The 18,867-nt window shown below is 71.1% G+C and carries 14 protein-coding genes; 5 read left to right on the plus strand and 9 right to left on the minus strand.

Annotated features, from left to right (window positions below; genetic code table 11):
* A partial coding sequence (locus tag AB0M52_RS13065; protein WP_363952788.1) for a hypothetical protein occupies positions 1 to 689 on the plus strand: 689 nt, incomplete at its 5' end.
* A gap of 32 nt (positions 690 to 721) precedes the next feature.
* On the opposite strand, the gene AB0M52_RS13070 is transcribed toward AB0M52_RS13065, so the two are convergent.
* The 7 genes from AB0M52_RS13070 to AB0M52_RS13100 form a co-directional block, all read right to left on the minus strand.
* Positions 722 to 1,243, minus strand: a complete 522-nt coding sequence (locus AB0M52_RS13070; protein WP_363952790.1) for a hypothetical protein — start codon at positions 1,241 to 1,243, stop codon at positions 722 to 724.
* A gap of 60 nt (positions 1,244 to 1,303) precedes the next feature.
* The gene (locus tag AB0M52_RS13075) at positions 1,304 to 4,777 is read right to left on the minus strand and encodes a hypothetical protein (RefSeq protein WP_363952792.1); all 3,474 of its coding nucleotides are present in this window, start codon (positions 4,775 to 4,777) and stop codon (positions 1,304 to 1,306) included.
* Positions 4,778 to 4,779: 2 nt separating this feature from the next.
* Positions 4,780 to 6,960: a WD40 repeat domain-containing protein gene (locus tag AB0M52_RS13080; RefSeq protein WP_363952794.1), complete on the minus strand. Its 2,181-nt coding sequence runs from the start codon at positions 6,958 to 6,960 to the stop codon at positions 4,780 to 4,782.
* Positions 6,957 to 9,800 carry a hypothetical protein gene (locus AB0M52_RS13085; protein WP_363952796.1) on the minus strand — a complete coding sequence of 948 codons (2,844 nt, stop codon included), beginning with the start codon at positions 9,798 to 9,800 and terminating at the stop codon, positions 6,957 to 6,959. Before AB0M52_RS13085 ends, AB0M52_RS13080 begins: the two co-directional genes overlap by 4 nt.
* A 43-nt stretch (positions 9,801 to 9,843) precedes the next feature.
* The gene (locus tag AB0M52_RS13090) at positions 9,844 to 10,968 is read right to left on the minus strand and encodes a peptidoglycan-binding protein (RefSeq protein WP_363952798.1); all 1,125 of its coding nucleotides are present in this window, start codon (positions 10,966 to 10,968) and stop codon (positions 9,844 to 9,846) included.
* Positions 10,969 to 11,210: 242 nt separating this feature from the next.
* On the minus strand, positions 11,211 to 11,777 hold the full coding sequence (locus AB0M52_RS13095; RefSeq protein WP_363952800.1) for a sigma-70 family RNA polymerase sigma factor: 567 nt from the start codon (positions 11,775 to 11,777) through the stop codon (positions 11,211 to 11,213).
* A gap of 103 nt (positions 11,778 to 11,880) precedes the next feature.
* Entirely contained in the window at positions 11,881 to 12,357 is a 477-nt protein-coding gene (locus tag AB0M52_RS13100) for a MarR family transcriptional regulator (protein ID WP_363952802.1), read from the minus strand.
* Between the two features lie 61 nt (positions 12,358 to 12,418).
* On the opposite strand from AB0M52_RS13100, the gene AB0M52_RS13105 reads away from it, so the two are divergent.
* Positions 12,419 to 13,624 (plus strand): cation:proton antiporter, encoded by a 1,206-nt coding sequence (locus tag AB0M52_RS13105; RefSeq protein ID WP_363952804.1) that lies wholly within the window; start codon positions 12,419 to 12,421, stop codon positions 13,622 to 13,624.
* Positions 13,625 to 13,635: 11 nt separating this feature from the next.
* Here AB0M52_RS13105 and AB0M52_RS13110 read toward each other — a convergent pair whose 3' ends face one another.
* The gene (locus tag AB0M52_RS13110; RefSeq protein WP_363952806.1) at positions 13,636 to 15,099 is read right to left on the minus strand and encodes a hypothetical protein; all 1,464 of its coding nucleotides are present in this window, start codon (positions 15,097 to 15,099) and stop codon (positions 13,636 to 13,638) included.
* A gap of 164 nt (positions 15,100 to 15,263) precedes the next feature.
* Entirely contained in the window at positions 15,264 to 15,668 is a 405-nt protein-coding gene (locus AB0M52_RS13115) for a DUF998 domain-containing protein (RefSeq protein ID WP_363952808.1), read from the minus strand.
* A 212-nt stretch (positions 15,669 to 15,880) separates the two neighbouring features.
* On the opposite strand from AB0M52_RS13115, the gene AB0M52_RS13120 reads away from it, so the two are divergent.
* The 3 genes from AB0M52_RS13120 to AB0M52_RS13130 are packed head-to-tail and all read left to right on the plus strand — an operon-like array spanning position 15,881 to position 18,757.
* Entirely contained in the window at positions 15,881 to 17,011 is a 1,131-nt protein-coding gene (locus tag AB0M52_RS13120; protein ID WP_363952810.1) for an ABC transporter substrate-binding protein, read from the plus strand.
* Positions 17,012 to 17,018: 7 nt separating this feature from the next.
* A complete protein-coding gene (locus tag AB0M52_RS13125; protein WP_363952812.1) occupies positions 17,019 to 17,945 on the plus strand; it encodes an ABC transporter permease in 927 nt (308 codons plus the stop codon).
* Entirely contained in the window at positions 17,933 to 18,757 is an 825-nt protein-coding gene (locus tag AB0M52_RS13130; protein ID WP_363952814.1) for an ABC transporter permease subunit, read from the plus strand. The genes AB0M52_RS13125 and AB0M52_RS13130 overlap by 13 nt, the downstream gene beginning before the upstream one ends.
* Positions 18,758 to 18,867 lie beyond the last annotated feature (110 nt).

An 18,867-nucleotide genomic window follows, 5' to 3' on the forward strand; every position in this document is an offset into this window, starting at 1 on the left:
ACGCCGTGACGCAGCTGCTCGACGCGGACCGGAACCCCGATCCGGAACCGGCCTCGTGGCTGCTGCTCGCCGGCTGCGTCCTGCTCGACCGGGCGACCGAGCCGGCCGAGATCACCGGCCGACTGCGGGCACACCTGCTGACCGCGCTGGCCACGGCCGACCGGACCTGGCCCGGTGGATCGGCCGTTCGGCTCGCCGAGGTGGCCAACTACCTCGCCCAGTGGTACTGCTCGCACGAGCAACTCCCCGAGGCCATGCGGCTTCGTGAGCCGTTGTCGGCGTTCGTCGTGAACTTCCTCGACCTGCCCGGGGTGCGGGCGGAGTACGGCCTGGCCTGCTGGGCCATGGCAGCAGCCGGGATGAACCAGGGAGCCGACGGCCTGCCGATCGTCAGATCACTGCTGGACGAACTGGCGAGCCACGTCGCGCGACAGCGATCCGCCGAGCTGCTGGTGGCCCAGGGGCGGTGCGCGATGGAAGTGATCCCCTGGCTGCTGCGCTCCGGCGACGGGCCGGCGGCCCGGATCGTAGCCGAGCAGTATCAGACGGCGCTGCGGTCGCCGGAGTTCCTGCGCGCCCGGCAGGAGGACCGAGGCGATGACCCGGCCGAGTTCCTCGCCGAAATCGAGAGCCTGCTCGACGGCTCGATGGATGGCGGCATCCGGTACGACCGGTGGGATGGCCGTTGAGGGGACGCCAGGTGGAAACGCCCCGATGGGCATCACGGCCTGAAACGGGCCGAGGCAGGGGTGCAGAAGGAGGTGGTTGCCGCTTCCCGGCCAGACAGGCACTGGCCGTCAACGAGCGTCCTGCCCCGCAGCGGCTCACCCAGATCGACCTCGTAGGAAACCTGATCGTTGGTGGGGCATGTCGCCGGACCGGGCTGCTTCGGCGCGACGAGGAAAGTCACGACGACCTCAGAATCGCTCATCCGAATCTCCGGCGCCAGGACCTGCCCCGTGACCCCGGAGTTGCAAGCTAGTCGCGAGACCAGGGCGGTGAACGTCGTCGAGGATTCCTGAAGGCTCTGGCCCGGCCCGAGAAACCAGACAGCAGCATCGCCATGTCCGCTCGGCTCGGCCGACGTGGTCGGTCCAGTCTCGGAGATGCCGCCCGCTTCCGCAGTCGACGGTTCAGTGCTGGCCCCGCATGCCGGTGTCAGGGCCGTCAGGGAGGCCCACACCAACACCGAGGCAAGCCGAGGTCGGGGCATCACCTCCTTGAGACGCGACAGTGCCTCCATCGGTTCCACCCGCCCTCAGGGGGTGACGTCGACGTCCTGGCCCCGCCCCTGCCGCCCACGTCAGGCCGGTCGCCACCCGGGTGGTATTGCCACCATGTCGATGAACACCGTCCGTTCCCGCAGCTCGGGCGGGAGGGAGGGGTCGGCGACGGTGTCGAGTCGTTCGCTTTCCCGTACCCGCAGCCGGAGCGGACCGGCGGTCGCGGGCAGCGGCACGATGAGCGTCGCGTGCTGGTCGCCCACGGCGCGATGACCGGGCACCACCCGCCAAGCCGGCAGGTCGGCACCGCCGTTGACGTCGATCAGGTCGGTCACGTCCGGGGCGGTCCCGGGCGGCAGGTCGATGCTTTCGAGCACCGCCTCGACCCGATTTCGCGGGTGCGGGCCGGCGCCCAGCAGGGACACCCGGAGTGCGGCACCGTCGGGCTCTACGACCAGCTGCCGCTCGGGTAGCAACCGGACGGTGTCGTCGGCGCGGACGATCGGGGACAGGCTCAGGTTGGCAAGGCTGTGCCGCTGGAAGCGCGCGACCGCCAGCCGCACGAACGGCGCATAGGATCGCGCGGCGGGTGAGACGTCGATGTCGGCGTACCACCGGTCGCCGGCATCGGTCACCGGGTAGGGCAGGACCGCAACCTGGTGGTCGAGGCCGGCCGGCAGTTCGCGGGCGATGTCGCCGGCGAATCCGGCGAACCACGCCGCGGTCGGGTACGTCGGCACGGCGGGGGCGGCCAGGACCGGATCGCGTCCCAGTTGGGTGAGGTGCTCGGTGACCGGTGCGGCCGGCGGTTCCTCGGCGGCGACGATCACCGCAAGCTGCTCATCCGCCCCGGTCTGGAACCACGGACGGGCCAGCTCCACCCGCAGCCGCGTGGTGCGGACCCGCACGATCCGGGTCTCGGTCAGCTGGGTCCGCCACCGGAAGGCCGGTGCCGTCGCCAACACTGTGGGAGCTGGCGGCCTGGCCGTGGCGGGAATGATCACCTCGCCTTGTTCCCGACGGACCTGGAAGGCACTGGCCGGCTCGTCCGGGTCGAAGTCGTGCCGGAACCGGCTGACGGCGGTCAGCGTGTAGGTGATCCGGCGGTGCCTGGTGTCGCCGAACTCGTGCCGGAACCGCAGCGTCGGCGTGGCCGACCGGTCGATCGCCTGGCTGTGCAGGTGGTCGGCAGCTACCGGCGTGACCCCGGTGTCGGACCACTCCTGCCAGCTGGCCGCCACCTCCAACCCGCCGGTGCTGTCGGTGTCCAGTCCGTCGCCGGTGAACGCGGCGTCCAGGACCGCGGTGGTGCCGCCCTCGGAGCGGTTGACCTGCGGGGGCAGCCACCGTGGTTCGGTGAGCGGTTTACGGACCGCGTGCACGAGATGTACGCGGCGGACCGGCGACAGCACCGGGTTCCGGCCTTCGAGCGTGGCGAGGGTCGCCAGGCGCCGCTCCTGCGGGGTCCCGAGGTCTTCGGTGAGCCACGCGAAGAGGGGGAAGTGGTCCAGGTAACCGTCCCGGATCGTGGAGGACAGCTCGATGGTGACCTGCTGTGCCTTGGCCAGCCGCACATTGAGCCGGGTACCGTCGGCCTCCCAGCGAAACGAGATCGGTGGGTCCGAGTCGGCTGCTTCGGAGAGCACGATCAGTTTCGAGGCCACCTCGGGCCAGGCCGGCCACCCGGCCCGCTCGCCGCGCTGGGCCGCGACCCCCGGCTGGACCGGTAGGTAGGCGTTGATGCCACTGGCCGCCGGGTCGGGCAGCACGTCCTCGCCCGGCTCGGCCGTTAGGGCACGGCGGGCCCAGCGCCAGGTCTGCGCGTCGGACGCCGGCGGATCGAACATGCCGTGCTGTTCGACGAGGACGAACGGTGCCAGCGGCGGTTCGATGCGGCGCTGCTCGAAGTCCGGGTAGCCGGGATGGGCGGCATGCAGCTCCGTCACGCTGACGCCGTGGTCGCTCCGGATGACCAGCCGGTCGACCGCGGCACCGGGCGCCGGCCCGCCGCCCCCGTCCAGCACCGGTGGGGGAACCGGATCGTGCCGGGTGTAGAGGATGGTGTCGCTGGCGCCGACGCCGTCCGTCGCCAGCTCTGGCCCACCACCGGCGATGTCGACCAGGCGTACCCGCATCTGGTAGCGGGTCGCGTACCGCAGTTTGGGGAGCCGGCCGGGCGGGATGCGGTAGTCCCACTCGAACTCGTACGGCAGGTCCATCCGCCCGGTGCGGTCCGGACCGGCGGTGCGGCCGAGCAGGTCGACCGGCGGCAGAGCCAGGCTCCAGCCGTCCCAACGTACGACGACCTCGTCGGCGTGCAGGGACCCGTCCGGCGTTCTGACCGCCGGGAACGGCTTCACATGCCCTTCTTCGGGAAACCAGCCGTCACCGCCGAGCAGGATCCTGCCGCCGTCGGCCGGGTCGCGCACGCGGTAGCTGGCGAGACGCTCGCACAGCGACCGCCACGGCCCGTCCCCGGTACGGATGTCGACGCGGTAACCGAGGATCAGATCCTCGGCCGTCAGCTCGGCGGACTCCGGGCTGGTGCGGGCCCGCCCGGCCGCGGCGTTGAGCCGGTGGTCGAAGTCGTCCTGCCGGCGTGGCCGGAGCAGCAGCAGGCCCGCCGAACGTACGCCCGGCATGGCGGGTCGGTCGGGGCCGCCGGCGCGCAGTGCCCGCGCCGCGTCCCGCAGCGACCGGACCGCACCGTCGACGTCCACAGTGGTGACCGCCCACGATGGCTCCGGTTGTTCGTCGGCGCCGGTTGGGGGCGCCGGCGGCACGGGACCGGCGCCTTCGAGATCCAGCATGCCGTTCCGCATCCTCATCCGGGCACCGGCGGCGGTGGCTGGCCAGAACTCGCCACCGGCCAGCTCGTACGCCGTCCACGGCGAGCGGACCAGCGAGCTGAGCGATCCCGCCGGGCGGACCCGTAGCTGGCGGGCGGCCGGGTCGCCGACGCTCAGGTCGGCCACCCGGACGGTGAGCTCGATGATCAACCCGAGGTCGCGCAGTACGGCGGGATGTTCCCGCAGCATCGCGACGGCGCGGTGAAAGTCGGGCGGCACCGGCAGCGGCGCCAGCGGCTGCTCCACCGGCGGTGCGGCGGGCGCCGCTGCCGGCACGTCCCACCGCTCGATCTCCCGCCGGACGACCTGCTCCGGTTGCGCTGCCGGCCGGATCACATCGACCGAGGCACGGCGGTACGCCCCCGCGACCCGGCTGGCGTCCGGATAGCTCCGACCCACCTGCGGCGTGGGCTGGCTCGGTTGCCGCCACTGCTCGATGTTCCCCGCCTCGCCGCCGAAGAACGCGCGCCAGACCTCGCTGCGGGCCAGCGGGCGATAGGTCGGCGCGGTCTGCGCGGTCCAGATCTGGTCACCCGACTTGACGTCCAGCAGAAACGAGGTGGTGCGCAGTGTGTCCGGCCAGTCGGTCAGGTCGAAGTCGGCGAGGGTGCCGGCGGCAAGGCGCGGCACCACCATGATTCGGACCAGCGCCGTGCCGCCGGATGCCAGCCCGCCCGGCACGGCAATCCACACCAGTTCGCTCATCGTCATTCTCCGGCGAAGGCACGGGTGAGCCCGTCGGCGCCGGCGACGACGACGAAGGCGCCATCAGGACTCACCGCGACGTCGGTCATCCGTGCGCTGTGGACGATCCGGGCCACCTCGATCCCGCCGTCCGGGTCGAGCAGCTTGACCTCGTTCTCGGTGAGTACGACGAGACGCCGGCTGACCGGGTTGAAGACCAGCCGATTGACCGGCGCCAGGAGTTCGCGCTCGAACCGCAGGGCCGGCTCGGCGGCCGTGAGGTCGTAGAGGCGTACGGTCCGGTCGAAGCCGCCGGTGCCGGTGGCCAACAACGCCCCGTCGGGGCTGACCGCGACCGCGGTGACGGAGGTCCGGTGGATGACCCGGTGCAGCTCCGCGCCGGTGCGGCCGGCGGCCAGCAGCACCGTGACGTCCGCCGCGATCGCCAGCAGCGAGTCGCCGTGACCCGCTGGGCCGAAGGCGAGCGCGCGGGCCTCGGTCTCGTGGGCCTGGCGGAACAGTTCGGTGCCGGTCACCGCATCGACAAGCCGGGTGGACCGGTCCGCGCAGGCGGTGGCGACCCTCAGTCCGTCCGGACTCACCGCGATCTGGGTGACCGGCTGCGGGTGCGCGAGCTGCCACTGCTCCTCCCCGGTGTCCAGCCGGAGCCGCCGGGCGGTCTTGTCGCCGCTGGCGGTGACCACCCCGGCACCGTCCGGCGGGATGAACGCGACCGTGTTCACCGAGCGGCCATGGGCCACCTGCCACCGCCGATGCCCCGACACCGTCTGGTAGAGGCGAGCACCGCCGTCCTTGCTGCCGGTGGCGAGGTGCTGGCCGTCGGGGCTGAACGCGATCGAGTTGACGCTGGTGCTGTGGGACCATTCCCGCAACGGCTCGCCGCTGTCGGCGTGGAGGATGGTCACCTTCTGGTCCGTGCCCGCCGAGGCGACCAGCCGGATCCCGGCCGAGGTCGCCGCGACCCGCTCCACCTGGCCCTGGTGTCGCCACCGGAACCGCTCCAGACCGGTGTCGTACACCCGCAGGGAGCTGCCGCTGGCGACGGCCAGCCGGTCTCCGTCCGGGCTGAAGGCCACGTCGTCGACGGCCGCTTCGCTGGTCTCCCACACCGTGGCGCCGGAGTGGGCGTGGATCAACATGACCCCTCGTCCGGAGTCGCCGGTCGCGGATCGGTTGACCGCGATGAGGTTGCCGGCCGGGCTGAACCGGGCCCGAACCGGACGAGCAAAGCCGGGCGGCCAGCTGTGCGGCTGGAAGCGCCGGACGCCGTCGGCGATGGTGAACACGCCGATCCTGGACCAGTTGTAGACGGCCAGCAGCCGCCGATCGGGGGACAGCAGATAGCGGGGTGGGATTTGACTGAATAACGGGACCCCGCTGCCGATCGGCGGACCGAGCGGTGCGTTGCTGTGCTCCTCGCCGCTGCTGGCGTTCAGGACCAGCACCCGCGAGCGGGGGTGGCACACCACGACCAACCGACGGCTGTGCTCGTCGAAATCGATCATGGTGATCCGGTCGGGGGCCGGCGCCGACCATCGCACCTGCCCAGACGAGGTGTCGATGACCTTCGCCACCCCGCCCGAGCCGGTCGCCAGCCAGCCGGAGTCCGCGCTGAACGCCGGCGCGGGGGGATAGCCAGAGAGCCAGATGCCGTCGGATTCGGCCGGTACGTCGGGCGGCAGGCGAATCCGTTCGTTGCCGTCCCGGGCGTCCAGCACCAGGCCGGCGAAACCCAGCAGCCGCCCGTCGGGACTGAATTCCAGCCCGGCGAGGCGGTTGAGGGAGGCGTCGATCGCCGGCGCTACGATGGCCGCAGCGAGCCCGAGGCCGATCAGGGTTCCCACCGGGTTCTCCTCCATGTCGCCGCCGGACGGCGTCGTGTCCGGTGAGGAGTGGGGGCGTTGCCAGATTTCGTGACCGGACGCGGCGTCCAGCATCCGGAGGCGGTGCCTCGAGTCCGATGCGGAGGCGAAGACGGCCAACCGGCCACCATCAGGGCTGAACTCCAACGACCGGACGGTTTCCCACTCCGGCACCTGCCAGCCCGGACCGCCGGTGTCGACCTCCACGACCGCCGTCCGCTTCGCACCGCCGACCGCTATCCGGCGTCCGTCCGGGCTCCAGGCCAACCGGCCGGCCGAGCCGGGCAGCGCGACGCTGACCAGCAGCTCGCCGGCGCTCATGGCGTACCTCCGAAAGGCTGGTGCGCGAACGCGGCCCGGTACTCCCGCCAGCGCTGCAGCCCGTCGTCGTCGGTCTGGACATCGGCGGGCCGTTCACGGTCGGCCGGGAACTGCAGTGCGGCGTAGAGCGCCGGTGCCGCGGTATCGGCGAACGCGGCACGTCGGGTGGCACCCCCACCAGCCAGCACCCATTCGCCGGTGTCGAGTTCGACGCTCTCCGACCAGAGCCACAGGTCGATCTCGAGGACCAGCGTGGCCCGGCCGACCAGCGCCTTGGTGGCCGACCGGTAGGTCATCGCGATGGTCAACTCGACCGACACGGACAGCAGGCCGAGGATCTGCACACAGCCGCCGATGCGCAGGTATCCGGTGAGTACGACCGAGCCGTCGCGTTCGTCCAGCACGAAGCTGATCCCGCCGAGCGCGTGCACCTCGGCCCGGGCCACCAGGAAGTCGACCTCGATCAGCGCGCCGAACTCCAGCGCCGCCTCAAGCCGACGCAGGCCGCGGTGGTCGACGAGAAGCTCGAGGTAGCCCCCGCCGCCGAACGCCAACACGGTCAGCGCAAACGGGTTCGCCCGACTGGCGAACCCCAGCGCAACGGAGACGGGCCGCCCGTCGAAGGGAACCGTTATGCCCGCGCTGACCACCACGTTCTTCATCACGAACGCGCCGGCCGACACCGGCGGCAGCGGCAGGCAGTAGCGCGCCTCCACCCCCTTGGAGGTGGCGTCGATCCGCGGCATGAGGCCCGCCAGCCGTACGTGGTTCTGGAGTTCCTCCAGCAGTTGCAGATCCCCGAGGAACTCGGCGTTCACGTCGCCGACCGTGACCCGTGGTGGTTCACCGCCGCGCTGGGTGCAGGACAGCTCCGTGAAGCGCAGCCGCAGCAGCGGCCGGGTGACCGGGAACCGCAGGGCGAACCCGGTGATCGTGCAGGTGGTCTCGGTCCCGGTGTCCGAGTGGGTCACCACCAGCCGCAGCCGGCTGTCTGCCGTGGCCTCGAACGGGCCGCGCGACTGGAGCCGTACGTCGGTCCAGACCATCTGCACCAGGGGTGGCCGGCCGGACCGAAGTTGCGCGGTCAGTTGCGGTACGCGGCTGAGCTGGGTGACCAGCTCGCTCAGCCGGAAGCCGAGCAGCGTCGCGTCAGCCGGGAACAGGGTGGCCGGGTCGATCGGCCCGGGTGCCGTACCCGGCAGGGCGTGGCGGTTGACCGGCCCGAGCGTGCGGGATATCGCGTTCGCGAGGTAGCGGGGTGCCACCAGGCCGCCCGAGCGGTCGGCCCGACCGACGAACGTCACGTCTATCGGGTCGCCGGCAAGCTCCAGCAGGACATCCTCGACCTCGCCGCGCTCCAGATACCGCCCGGCGAACCGGACCGGCCGGGCCCGCTCGTCGTTCAGCAGCGATCGCAGCGCCGGCAGCGCGATGTCCAGGGTATGCAGCCGTGGACGGTAGCCCGTCGAGTGCAGGCTGCCTTCGATGGTGAGGCGGTGCACCTCGTGCACGTCGCCGGCGTGGCGGCTCGCCGAACCAGCCAGGTTGATGCGCTGGCCCGGTACCGCAACGCTGCTACGGCCGTACTCGGCGTGCAACTGCTGCGCCAAGCCGGGGTCGGTGAGCGATGAGTACGCCGGCGACCAGTCCCGTACGAAGATCAGTGGCAGGTGGAACGTGATGTCGCCGTCTGGTGTGGCACAGCGGATCGGGAACAGGACCCGCTGGCCGGCGCGGGAGGTCGGCCAGAAGTGCGTGGGCGTGGGCCCCAGGCCCGGAACGGGGCGGCTCTGCCACGCCGCCGGTTCAAGGTCCGGATACGACCGCGTGACGATCTCCGCCCGGTCGAACGGGAAGGCGCGGTAGGCGGGCCCGTCGGTGGGCGCGCCGCGGACCGGCTCGGTGACGGTCAGGACGTGGAGCTGGCGCAACACCGCCGCGCCGGCCGCGTCAGGATCGAAGCGGCGCTCGGTGAACTGCTGGTACTCCGCCCGATGGCCAAGTGGGTAGAGCCTCCCCGTGGCCAGGGTCCGCACCGACATGTCCCGCCCCAGCACCGCATGGTGCTCCCACAGGTAGTTCTCCCACACGCCCCGGGCGACCAGGGTGCCACCCAACGCGCTCAGCTCGAGTCGGCGGGCCCGGGCCGGGCGGCGCGCGGCCTCGATGCTGATGCTCACCCGGTCATCCCGTCCGAGCGGGACCGTGAAGCCCGCCGGGTCGTCGGCTGCCGCCAGGCCGCGGTCTACCGCGAACAGGTCGAGTTCGTGGCCGGTCCCGTGCGGCTCGGGACCGGTGCCGCCGGACTCGCCGCGCGGCCCGCCCGGCTCCACGACGATCCGGCTGCGCCACAGGCCCGCCTCGTCCGGCATCGGACGCGACGGGTGTACGGACACCACCCTGCTGGCTGCCGGACCCTGCGGCGACAGGATCAGCCGCCAGGGCAACTCGACCGCGGTGTCGCCGGGCCCTGGCGTGCCGCCGGAGCGGTGGCGGAGTTGTCGGCGGCTCAGCACGCCCAGGACCCCCTCGACCGTCGGGACGAGTCGGGTGCCGGGCGCCAGGTCGAAGGCCAGCCGGCTCGGTCCCGACAGGACCGCCCGCCACACCGGCACCGCGCCCCCGCCCGGTCCCACCGGCAGGGTTAGCGGCGCGGCGGAACCACGGGGAGACGTCTCCTCCGCAAGGTGCTGGGGTGGGAAGGTCAGGACCAACCAGGCGCCGTCCAGCGCCTCCAGCACGGGCAGCCCGTCGGCGCCCGAACCTGAGACCACCAGCCCTGACCAGGTCACGCCGAGCACCACGTGGTCCTCGGCCCGCATCAGCAGGTAGTCAGGCACGTGCCACCTCTTCGTCGGTCCGGCCCGCCGGGCGCTGCCGCTCCTAGGGTTGAGTCAGTAGGGCCGGCAGCGTCACGCCGAGGCCCACCGCGATCTCCTGCACGGCGGCGACGACCGCCGTGGCGGCCTCGGCTGCCGCCGCCGTGGCGGCAGCGGCGGCGGCGAGCTCGGCGAGGAGGGCGATCATCGCCAGCAGGCCGGCGGCGATCCTGACCCGGTTGAAGTAGCTGACGTAGTCGCCGCGGACACAGAGCGACCAGAAGATCAGGCCGGGCGCTTTCCGGCGCAGCTGGGCAACCAGTTGGAGCCGTTCGCCCTGAGGCGTGAAGAAGGTCGCGATCGGAATGAACTCGGTGGGCACGTACGCTCGGCCCGGCAGGTAGGGCAGCCCGACCGATGCGTAGTTCTTCGGGATCTCCATGAACTTGGCCCACGCGCCGATGGCGCCGGCGATGCTGGCGGGCTTCAGCTCGTACCACTCGGAGCCGGTCGGTCGGTGTCGCAGGATATCGGGCCGCTTCTGCCGGCCCAGCGCGCCGATCCGGACCGGGTCGAGCGTCGGATGCTGCACGAGCAGGAAATCCACGTAGTCCCGCGAGCTCTTCGACGAATCGAAGAAGTCAGCCGAGGTGACCGGCGCCTGTTTCGCGCGGTAATCGGCGAAGAGCACCGGCTCGACCACCTCCTCGCTCATCCATTGCGCCACCGGACCACTCAGGGCGAACGACAGGCGGAAGCAGATCCGGTCACTGAGCTCGAAGAAGTCCAACGCGCGCTGCCCGATGGACACGTCGCCGAGGTTGTTCTCCAGCACCCCGGCGAAGAACGGATCGAGGGCGAGGACCCCGGGCTTCTGAAGCGCCTGCGGAGACGGCGCACCTTCGAGATAGCTGATCTCTGTGTCGAGTGCGGTGATCGTTCCGGTGCCGACGACCGGATCGGTCGGTGAGAGGCCGTGCGCGGCCTTGTACGCCGACACCGCGTTACCGGTCTCCGTGCCGAACCAGTCGTCGACGCCATGGTCCGGGAGGGACATGGTGGTGGCGATCAGCGCCTGCTGGACGAGGGCGACCGAGTCCGATGACTCCGGCTCCTTGATCCGCCGGCCCCCCACGGTCGAGACGTTCCGCAGGTCTGCACTGGAACCGAGCAGTTGCGAGGTGAGCATGTGGCTCCTCAGGGCGGCTGGGTACGTCGAGTGTCTGCTCGACGTGTTCCGTCCAGTTCCACGTCCAGTGTGCGGCGGTGGGGTCGGCGGGCACCCCATCCATCGGGACGCATCAACAGGAAGATCGCCGACGGTCCGGTGTCCGATGAGGCATCCGGGACGAGCCAGTTGTCAGGCGGCACGCAGCAGCCCGGCCAGGTGCATCGATGGCAGCGGCCGGGCGGCCGCCGCAACGTGCCAGGTCAGCCGGCCGTGCCGGTTCGGTTGCGAGACCGCAGGTCAGGCTGGGCATTGAGGGCGGCGACCAGGTCCTCCCGGGACCGGGCCACCCGGGACCGGATCGTGCCGACCGGGCAGTTGCACACCTCGGCGGCCTCGGCGTAGGACAGCCCGAGGATCTGGGTGGCGACGAACGCCTCCCGCCGATCGGTCGACAGCCCCGCGATGAGCTGCTCCAGCGCGACCTGCCGATCGAAGCCGCTGCGGGTCGTGTCCGCCACGTCGTAGGAGTCCGGCATCGGCACGGTGCGGGGACGCGCCGTCGCGGCCCGGACGTGGTCGACGGCGACCCGGCGGGCGATGCCGAGCAGCCAGGTCCGGGCCGACGACCGGCCGGCGAACGACGGCAACGACCGCATCGCCCGGAGGTACGTGTCCTGCGCCAGGTCGTCCGCCTCGCTCGGGGAGATCAACGCGGCCAGGAAACGGCGAACCTGCTGCTGGGTGGCTCGGATGAAGGAAGCCGCGGCGTCGCGGTCACCCCGGCCCGCCGCGAGGGCCCACGCGGTGACCTGCGTGTCATCCGTCACCCTCGTTACCTCCGGGCCCCGGTCACCCGCCACGACAACGATCGCGACGGCCTGTGGTAATAGCAGGTCGTAGCGTACGGCACTCACCCGCCCTGCCGTCTACTCATGCGGTGCGCCCGTCCGGTGCGTCACGAGTAGCCAGCGCGTCCCGCAGGGCCCGGGTGCCACGTGCGAGCGCCGCAAGGTCTTCCGGCGACAGCAGTGCGAGCAGCGCATCGGACTCGTCCCGCAGGCCCGCGACGGCCTCGTGCAGCCGTGCGGCCCGGCCGGTCGCGGTCAGGCGTTTGACGCGCCGATCCGTGCCGGACTCGTCGCGCCTCAGGTAGCCGAGTGTGACGAGCTTCTCGACGGTCGCGGACACGGTCGGTGCCGTGACGTGCAGATGGCCGGCCAGCTCGTGCCCGGTTGTCGCGATGCCGCTGGCCACCAGCAGCACCACCTTCAGTTGGTGCAGCGTCAGGTCGAGATCCAGGAACGGGACCAACCGCCCGGCGGCCAGTGCCTGTGCCAGGGCGCGCCGATCAGCTGCGATCTGGCCCGCCAGTTCGGCGCGGGCTTCGGGGGTCATGGCAGCATCCACGCCATTACTGTAGCATCGACTAATGGTTAGACTCGACCTAACTAAATGATGGGGAGTGCGGATGGGCGAGACGATCATGATGCTGGGGCTGTTGCTGGTCGTGGCGACCTTCCTCGGGCGCGCCGCCCGACTGATCGGGTTGCCGACCGTGCCGGTGTACATCCTCACGGGGCTCGCCGCCGGCGCCGCGAACAGCTTCCTGCCCGTGCACCTGGCCTACGAGGATGTGCACGTCCTCGCCGTGATCGGGCTCGTCCTGCTGCTGTTCCACCTGGGGCTGGAGTTCGACACCGCCGCGTTCGCGCAGAACGCCCGCACACTCGTCACCGCGGGTGTCGCCTACATCGCTCTCAACGTCGGGGCCGGGCTACTGCTCGGCTTCGCGCTCGGCTGGGGTGCCCCCGAGGCCCTCGCGGTGGCCGGCATCACCGGGATCTCGTCGTCGGCGATCGTCACCAAGCTCATGTTCGACCTGAAGAAGCTGGCCCGTCCCGAGGCGCCGCTCATCCTCGGGATCATCGTGATCGAGGACGTCTTCCTCGCCGTCTACCTCGCCGTCCTCAACGCGGTGATCAACCCCGCCGGGAGCCTGTGGGCCTCCGTCGTCCGTTTCGCGGTCTCCGTCGGGTTCCTGGTCTGCCTGTTCGTCCTCGCCCGGCGCGGCAGCAAGATCGTCAGCCGCATCGTCAACGAGAAGACCGCCGAACTGTTCGTCGTCGGCCTCGTCGGGATCACCCTCTTCATCGCCGGGATGGCCGAGGAAGTAGGCGTGTCCGACGCGATCGGCGCATTCATGGTCGGCCTCATCGTCGCCGGCACCAACGCCAAGCACCGAGCCGAAACGACCATCGGCCCGCTCCGGGACACCTTCGCCGCCGTGTTCTTCGTCGGATTCGGCCTCACCCTCGACCCCGGCAGCTTCGGCGGCGTACTCACCCCGGTGCTGATCGCCGTGGCCGTGTCCATCGTCGTCAACCTGGTCGCCGGCGTCATCGCCGCCCGGCTGCAGGACATGCCCGCCCTGATCGGAGCCGAGATCGGACTGACCCTGCTCAGCCGTGGCGAGTTCGCCCTCATCGTGGCCACCATCGCGGCAACCGCCGGCCTCGACGAACGGATCATGCCCTTCGCCGGCCTCTACGTCCTCATCCTCGCCATCCTCGGCCCGCTCCTGGTCACCTACGCACCGCGCCTCTGGCGCCAGCCCCGGCACCCGTCGCCCGATCAGGCCCGGCCTGAGCTGTCCACAGTTTCCCGGAGGGCGTGATGTCTCTCCGGTCAGTCGGCGGACGGTTTCGGGGTGCCGCAGAGCTTGGTGCCCGGCGGGATGATCTCCTCCGCGCTGTGGATCCGGTACGGTGCCGGCCCCAACTTGCCGGACGGGTTGATCGGACTGAGTTTCACCAGGTTGAGGAACTTGTTGATGACATTCACCACCGGGGCCAGGATCGTGTAGCCGACGCCGTACGAGGCCCAGACGCCGATCCCCACGCCGCGGCAGACCGCCAGTGGTGCCCCCAGCGCCGACCCCATCGTCGTCCCGTAGGCCGTCGACACCTCGAAGAAGAGGCCGGCCTTGAGCACGAACGCGCTGAACCCGACGTCGAACCGGACCCGGTGCTCGATGAGTAGGCCCATCACGCCGACCGGCACCCCGCGCAGGGAGTTGATCAGGCTCTCCTTGCGCTGGAAGTTCTTGCTGACCTGCGGGCCGAACGTGCCGTTGGCGTACCCGTAGCCGAGCGATCCGGCCAGCGAGAACTCGCCCTTGCCCTTGATGGTCCCCAGCTTCGCGCCGAACGCCGTGGTGACCTTGACGGTCTGGCTGATGGTGAGCGCCAGTGGTACGCCGAGCACGGTGCCCATCGGGATGCTGAACTCCACCGGGATGGGGAGCACCGCTTTGATGTTCTGCCCGTCCTGGAGCCCGGCCTCGAACGAGTACCGGACTCCGAAGCCGCCGCTGATCGACAACTCCGCCCGGGCCACGGAGCCGCCCTTGATGCTGAGGTAGAAGCCCGCCTTCGGCTGCTCGAAGGTGAGCGCGGCCCGCCCGAACAGCTTCGTACCGTTGCGGTTGTAGTTGAAGCTGACCTCGGCCCCGCTGTTGAGGCTGACGCCGGTGGAGAAGTTGGCGACGACCGACTTGACCTCGCCGCCGCCTCGGATCGGTGCCGGCTGGGCGGGCCGGGGCGGCAGTGGGGCGAGCCCCAGCGGTGCGCTGCGGCCGGCCCGGCCGGACGGGGTGGGCAGCGCGGCGTCGGCTTCCTCCTCGGGGATCGCCCAGATCGGCTCCCCGGCCTGGTAGGCCACCGGGTCCTCGATCGCGATGTCCTGCTTCTCGAGGGTGCCGTCGCGGATCACGTCGGTGATGGTGACCGGCCCGATCGTGACGAGCAGGTCGCCGCCCTCCCGCTGCACGTCGAGCACCCGGCCGACGCCACGGCCGGTGACGAACATGACCTTGCCGGGGGCCAGGTCGTCGGCGCGGGGCGCGTCGCCGTCGATCCGCCAGGTGAGCCCGTCGGCGGTGACCGACCGGACCGAGCGGCCGCCGCCGCCGACCAGGACCACGTCCGGCTGGTACGTCAGGTCGGGATGGGGTACGGGCGCCATCCCGTATTGCAGCGCGGACTCGCTGTACGGGTCCTCGTCGACCCCGCCGGCCGGCGAGCGGCCGGTGCAGGCCGTCGCGGTGAACAGCAGCGTCGCCACGAGGACGGCCGAGACAAGCTTGCGCACCAGGACTCCTCGTCGGATCGGCGTGGCACCACCACCGGGCCCGGCCAGCGGCACCGGAAACGCAGCCCTCCGGCCTCGTCTCGGGGCCGGTCCGGCCGCAGGCGGTCGGGTGGCCGTGCGACTGACCCTAGAGGGTGGCCGCGGTTAAGGAATCGGGAGTTTCCCTACCTGCTGGCCACCGCGTTCCGGGTCCCGAACACCACCGCGCCGGCCACGTCGTGAATCTGGTGACGGCGGCTGTAGCTGGTGGGTGTGACGTCCGGTGTGCCGGGTGGATAGCCGCGCATCCTGTCCATCGGGAACACCCCGGAGGCCACCAGAGCCAGGCCGAACACCGCGACGGACGCGGTCAGCCAGCGGCTGCCCGTCGCCGCGTGCAGGCCGGGCGCGGCAGCGGTGACGAGCAGGCCACTGACGAGGAAGTTCGCCGTCTGCATCCAGCCGCGGCGGCCGAGCGCCAGGGCGCTGACCGGGTGCCGGACCGGGTCGTACCCGGGCCGGGTCAGGCCGTCGACCAGGAACGTGACGACGAAGAGGACAGTGCCGGCGATCCCGGCGACCAGCGACACGTCCATCAGCCTACCGAGCTGGTACCCAACCGGATTCCGGCCGGCGCTGATGATTCGATTGCCCGGCGCGAGACGTTCATTTGGCGTTGTTCTGGGCCGCTTTTTCCTTTCCCTCAGGCCGGCATCATGGTGCCGGCTGGGTCCGGGCGGGCAGCCGCCGGACCGCCAGATCGGTGTTGCGACCCGTGCCGGGTCGACGAGAAGGAGGAAGCGTGCGCATCTCGGTTGCCCGCAGCGTCGCTGCCCTGGTGGCAGCGTCCACAGGTCTACTGGTGGTGGCCGCCTGCGCGCCGCCGGAGGACACGAGCGCGCAGTCCAGCGGGGCGGCCACGGCCACCAGCGCCGCCGACTTCGGCGGGATGGACAAGCTGATCGCCGAGGCGAAGAAGGAGGGGCAGCTGAACGTCATCGCGCTGCCGCCGGACTGGGCCAACTACGGCGAGATCATCAAGACCTTCAGCGACAAGTACGGCATCAAGGTCAACTCTGCTCAGCCGGACGCCTCCAGCCAGGAGGAAATCAACGCGGCCGACCAGCTCAAGGGCCAGGCCACCGCGCCGGACGTCTTCGACCTCGGCACCGCCGTCGCGCTCGCCAATGTGGCGAGGTTCGCCCCCTACAAGGTGGCGACCTGGGACGACGTGCCGGACGCGCTGAAGGAGGCAGGCGGCGCCTGGATCAACGACTACGGCGGCTACATGTCCATCGGGTACGACGCGGCGAAGGTGCCCGCCCCGCAGAACGTCACCGACCTGCTCAAGCCGGAGTACAAGGGCAAGGTCGCGCTCAACGGCGACCCGACGCAGGCCGGCGCGGCGTTCAGCGGCGTGGTCATGGCGGCGCTGGGCAACGGCGGATCCGCCGACGACATCGCCAAGGGCGTCGACTTCTTCGGGCAGCTGAAGAAGGCCGGCAACTTCCTGCCGGTGGATCCGACCCCGGCCACGATCGAGTCCGGCCAGACCCCGGTGGTCATCGACTGGGACTACCTCAACGTCGCGCAGGGCAAGAAGCTGCAGGGCAAGCTCGACTGGAAGACCGTCGTGCCGGCCAACGCGGTGCTCGGCTCCTACTACGTCCAGGCGATCAACGTCGACGCTCCGCACCCCGCCGCAGCCCGGCTGTGGCAGGAGTTCCTCTACTCCGACGAGGGCCAGAACCTGTGGCTCAAGGGTGGCGCGCGGCCGGTGCGGGCCGAGGCAATGCAGAAGGCCGGGACCATCGACCAGACCGCGTACGGCGAGCTGCCGGCCTTCACCGGCACCCCGGTGTTCCTGACCGATGCCCAGACCACGCAGGCCAAGGACCACCTCGCGGCGAACTGGGCCAAGGCCATCGGCTGACCGTCGGATGAGTACTCTGACCCACCCTGCGGACCCCGCGGCCAAGGTGCCCGGGGTCCGCACCCGCCCCCGGCCGGGCGCCCTACTGCGCCGTGGCCGCAGCCTGCTCGGCGTAGTGCCGTTCTTCGCGTTCGTTGCGGTGTTCCTCGCCATCCCCACCCTCGTGGTGGTGGCCGGCGCGTTCACCAGCGATGACGCCGGCTTCACGCTGGACAATCTGACGGCGCTGGGCGACGGCTACGTCGTTAACGCCTTCGTACGCAGCATCGTGCTGTCCGCCGGCACCGCCCTGATCGGTGCGGTCCTCGGCGGGCTGCTCGCGTACGCGCTGGTCACGGCCCGCGAGGGCGGGCTGCTGCGGCGGGTGGTCAGCGCGGCGTGCGGAGTGCTCGCCCAGTTCGGCGGGGTGACCCTCGCCTTCGCGTTCATCGCCACCCTGGGGCTGAGCGGCTTCGTCACGGTGTTCCTGCGCGACCGGCTGGGCGTCGACATCTACGCCGGTGGGGTGTGGCTGTTCGAACTGCCCGGACTGGCGCTGGTCTACACCTACTTCCAGGTGCCGCTGATGGTCATCGTGTTCCTGCCCGCCCTGGACGGTGTCCGTCCGCAGTGGCGCGAGGCGGCGGACAGCCTCGGCGGCTCGACCTGGCAGTACTGGCGGATGGTCGGTGGGCCGCTGCTCGCCCCGGCGTTCCTCGGGTCGACGCTGCTGCTGTTCGCCAACGCGTTCTCGGCGTACGCGACGGCCGCCGCGCTGGTCAGCCAGGGCAGTCCGATCGCGCCGTTGCAGATCCGCAGCGCGCTCACCAGCGAGGTCGTACTGGGGCAGCAGAATCTCGGCAAGGCGATGGCGCTGGGCATGGTGCTGGTGGTCGCCGTGGTCATGGGGCTCTACGCCCTGCTGCAACGCAGGACCGCCCGATGGCTGGGGTGATCCGCCGGCGGGCCCGCCGGCAACGCCTCCTGCGCTGGGTGATCCTCACCGGGCTCGGCGCCTTCTTCCTCCTGCCGCTGCTGGCCATGGTGGAGTTCACCACCCGGGGAGCCGGCGGGACGCTGTCGCTGGAGACCTGGCGGCTGCTGATCGACTGGCCCCGGCTCAGCGAGACCTACCCTGACCTGTCGGTCGGCATCGCGGCCTCGTTCGGGCTCGTCGTGCTCACCGTGCTGCTCATGCTGGTGCTGCTCGTGCCGACGGTGATCTGGGTCCGGCTGCGCCTGCCGCGACTGCACCGGGTGGTGGAGTTCCTGTGCCTGCTCCCGCTGACCATCCCGGCGATCGTGCTGGTGGTCGGCCTCGCCCCGGTGTACGCCTGGGTCACGTACTTCCTCGGCGGCTCCCCGCTCACCCTCACCTTCGCCTACACCGTCCTCGTGCTGCCCTACGCCTACCGGGCGCTCGACGCCGGGCTCGCCGCGATCGACGTGCGCACCCTGTCCGAGGCGGCACGCAGCCTCGGGGCGGGCTGGCTGACGGTGATGTGGCGGGTGGTGCTGCCCAACATCCGCTCGGCGGTGCTCTCCGCCGCGTTCCTCACCGTCGCGCTCGTGCTCGGTGAGTTCACCATCGCGTCCCTGCTCAGCCGGGTCAACCTGCAGGTGGCCATCAACCTGCTCGGCAAGAGCAGCGCGACGATGTCGGTGGCGGTGTCGCTGGCGGCGCTGCTGCTCGCCTTCGTACTGCTGTTGCTGTTGTCCCTCGTCGGGCGCGGTCGGCACCGGACCGCCACCAAGGAGCTCGCATGACCGGATCCGCCGATGTCGTCACCCCTTCCGCAGGCCGCCGCGACCGGCGCGGCGTGGCGGTACGGCTACAGGGGCTGCGCCGCCGCTTCGGCACGGTCCCGGCGCTCGAC

The sequence above is a fragment of the Micromonospora sp. NPDC051296 genome, from assembly GCF_040682255.1.
In the GTDB taxonomy this organism is placed as follows: Bacteria; Actinomycetota; Actinomycetes; order Mycobacteriales; family Micromonosporaceae; genus Micromonospora; species Micromonospora craterilacus.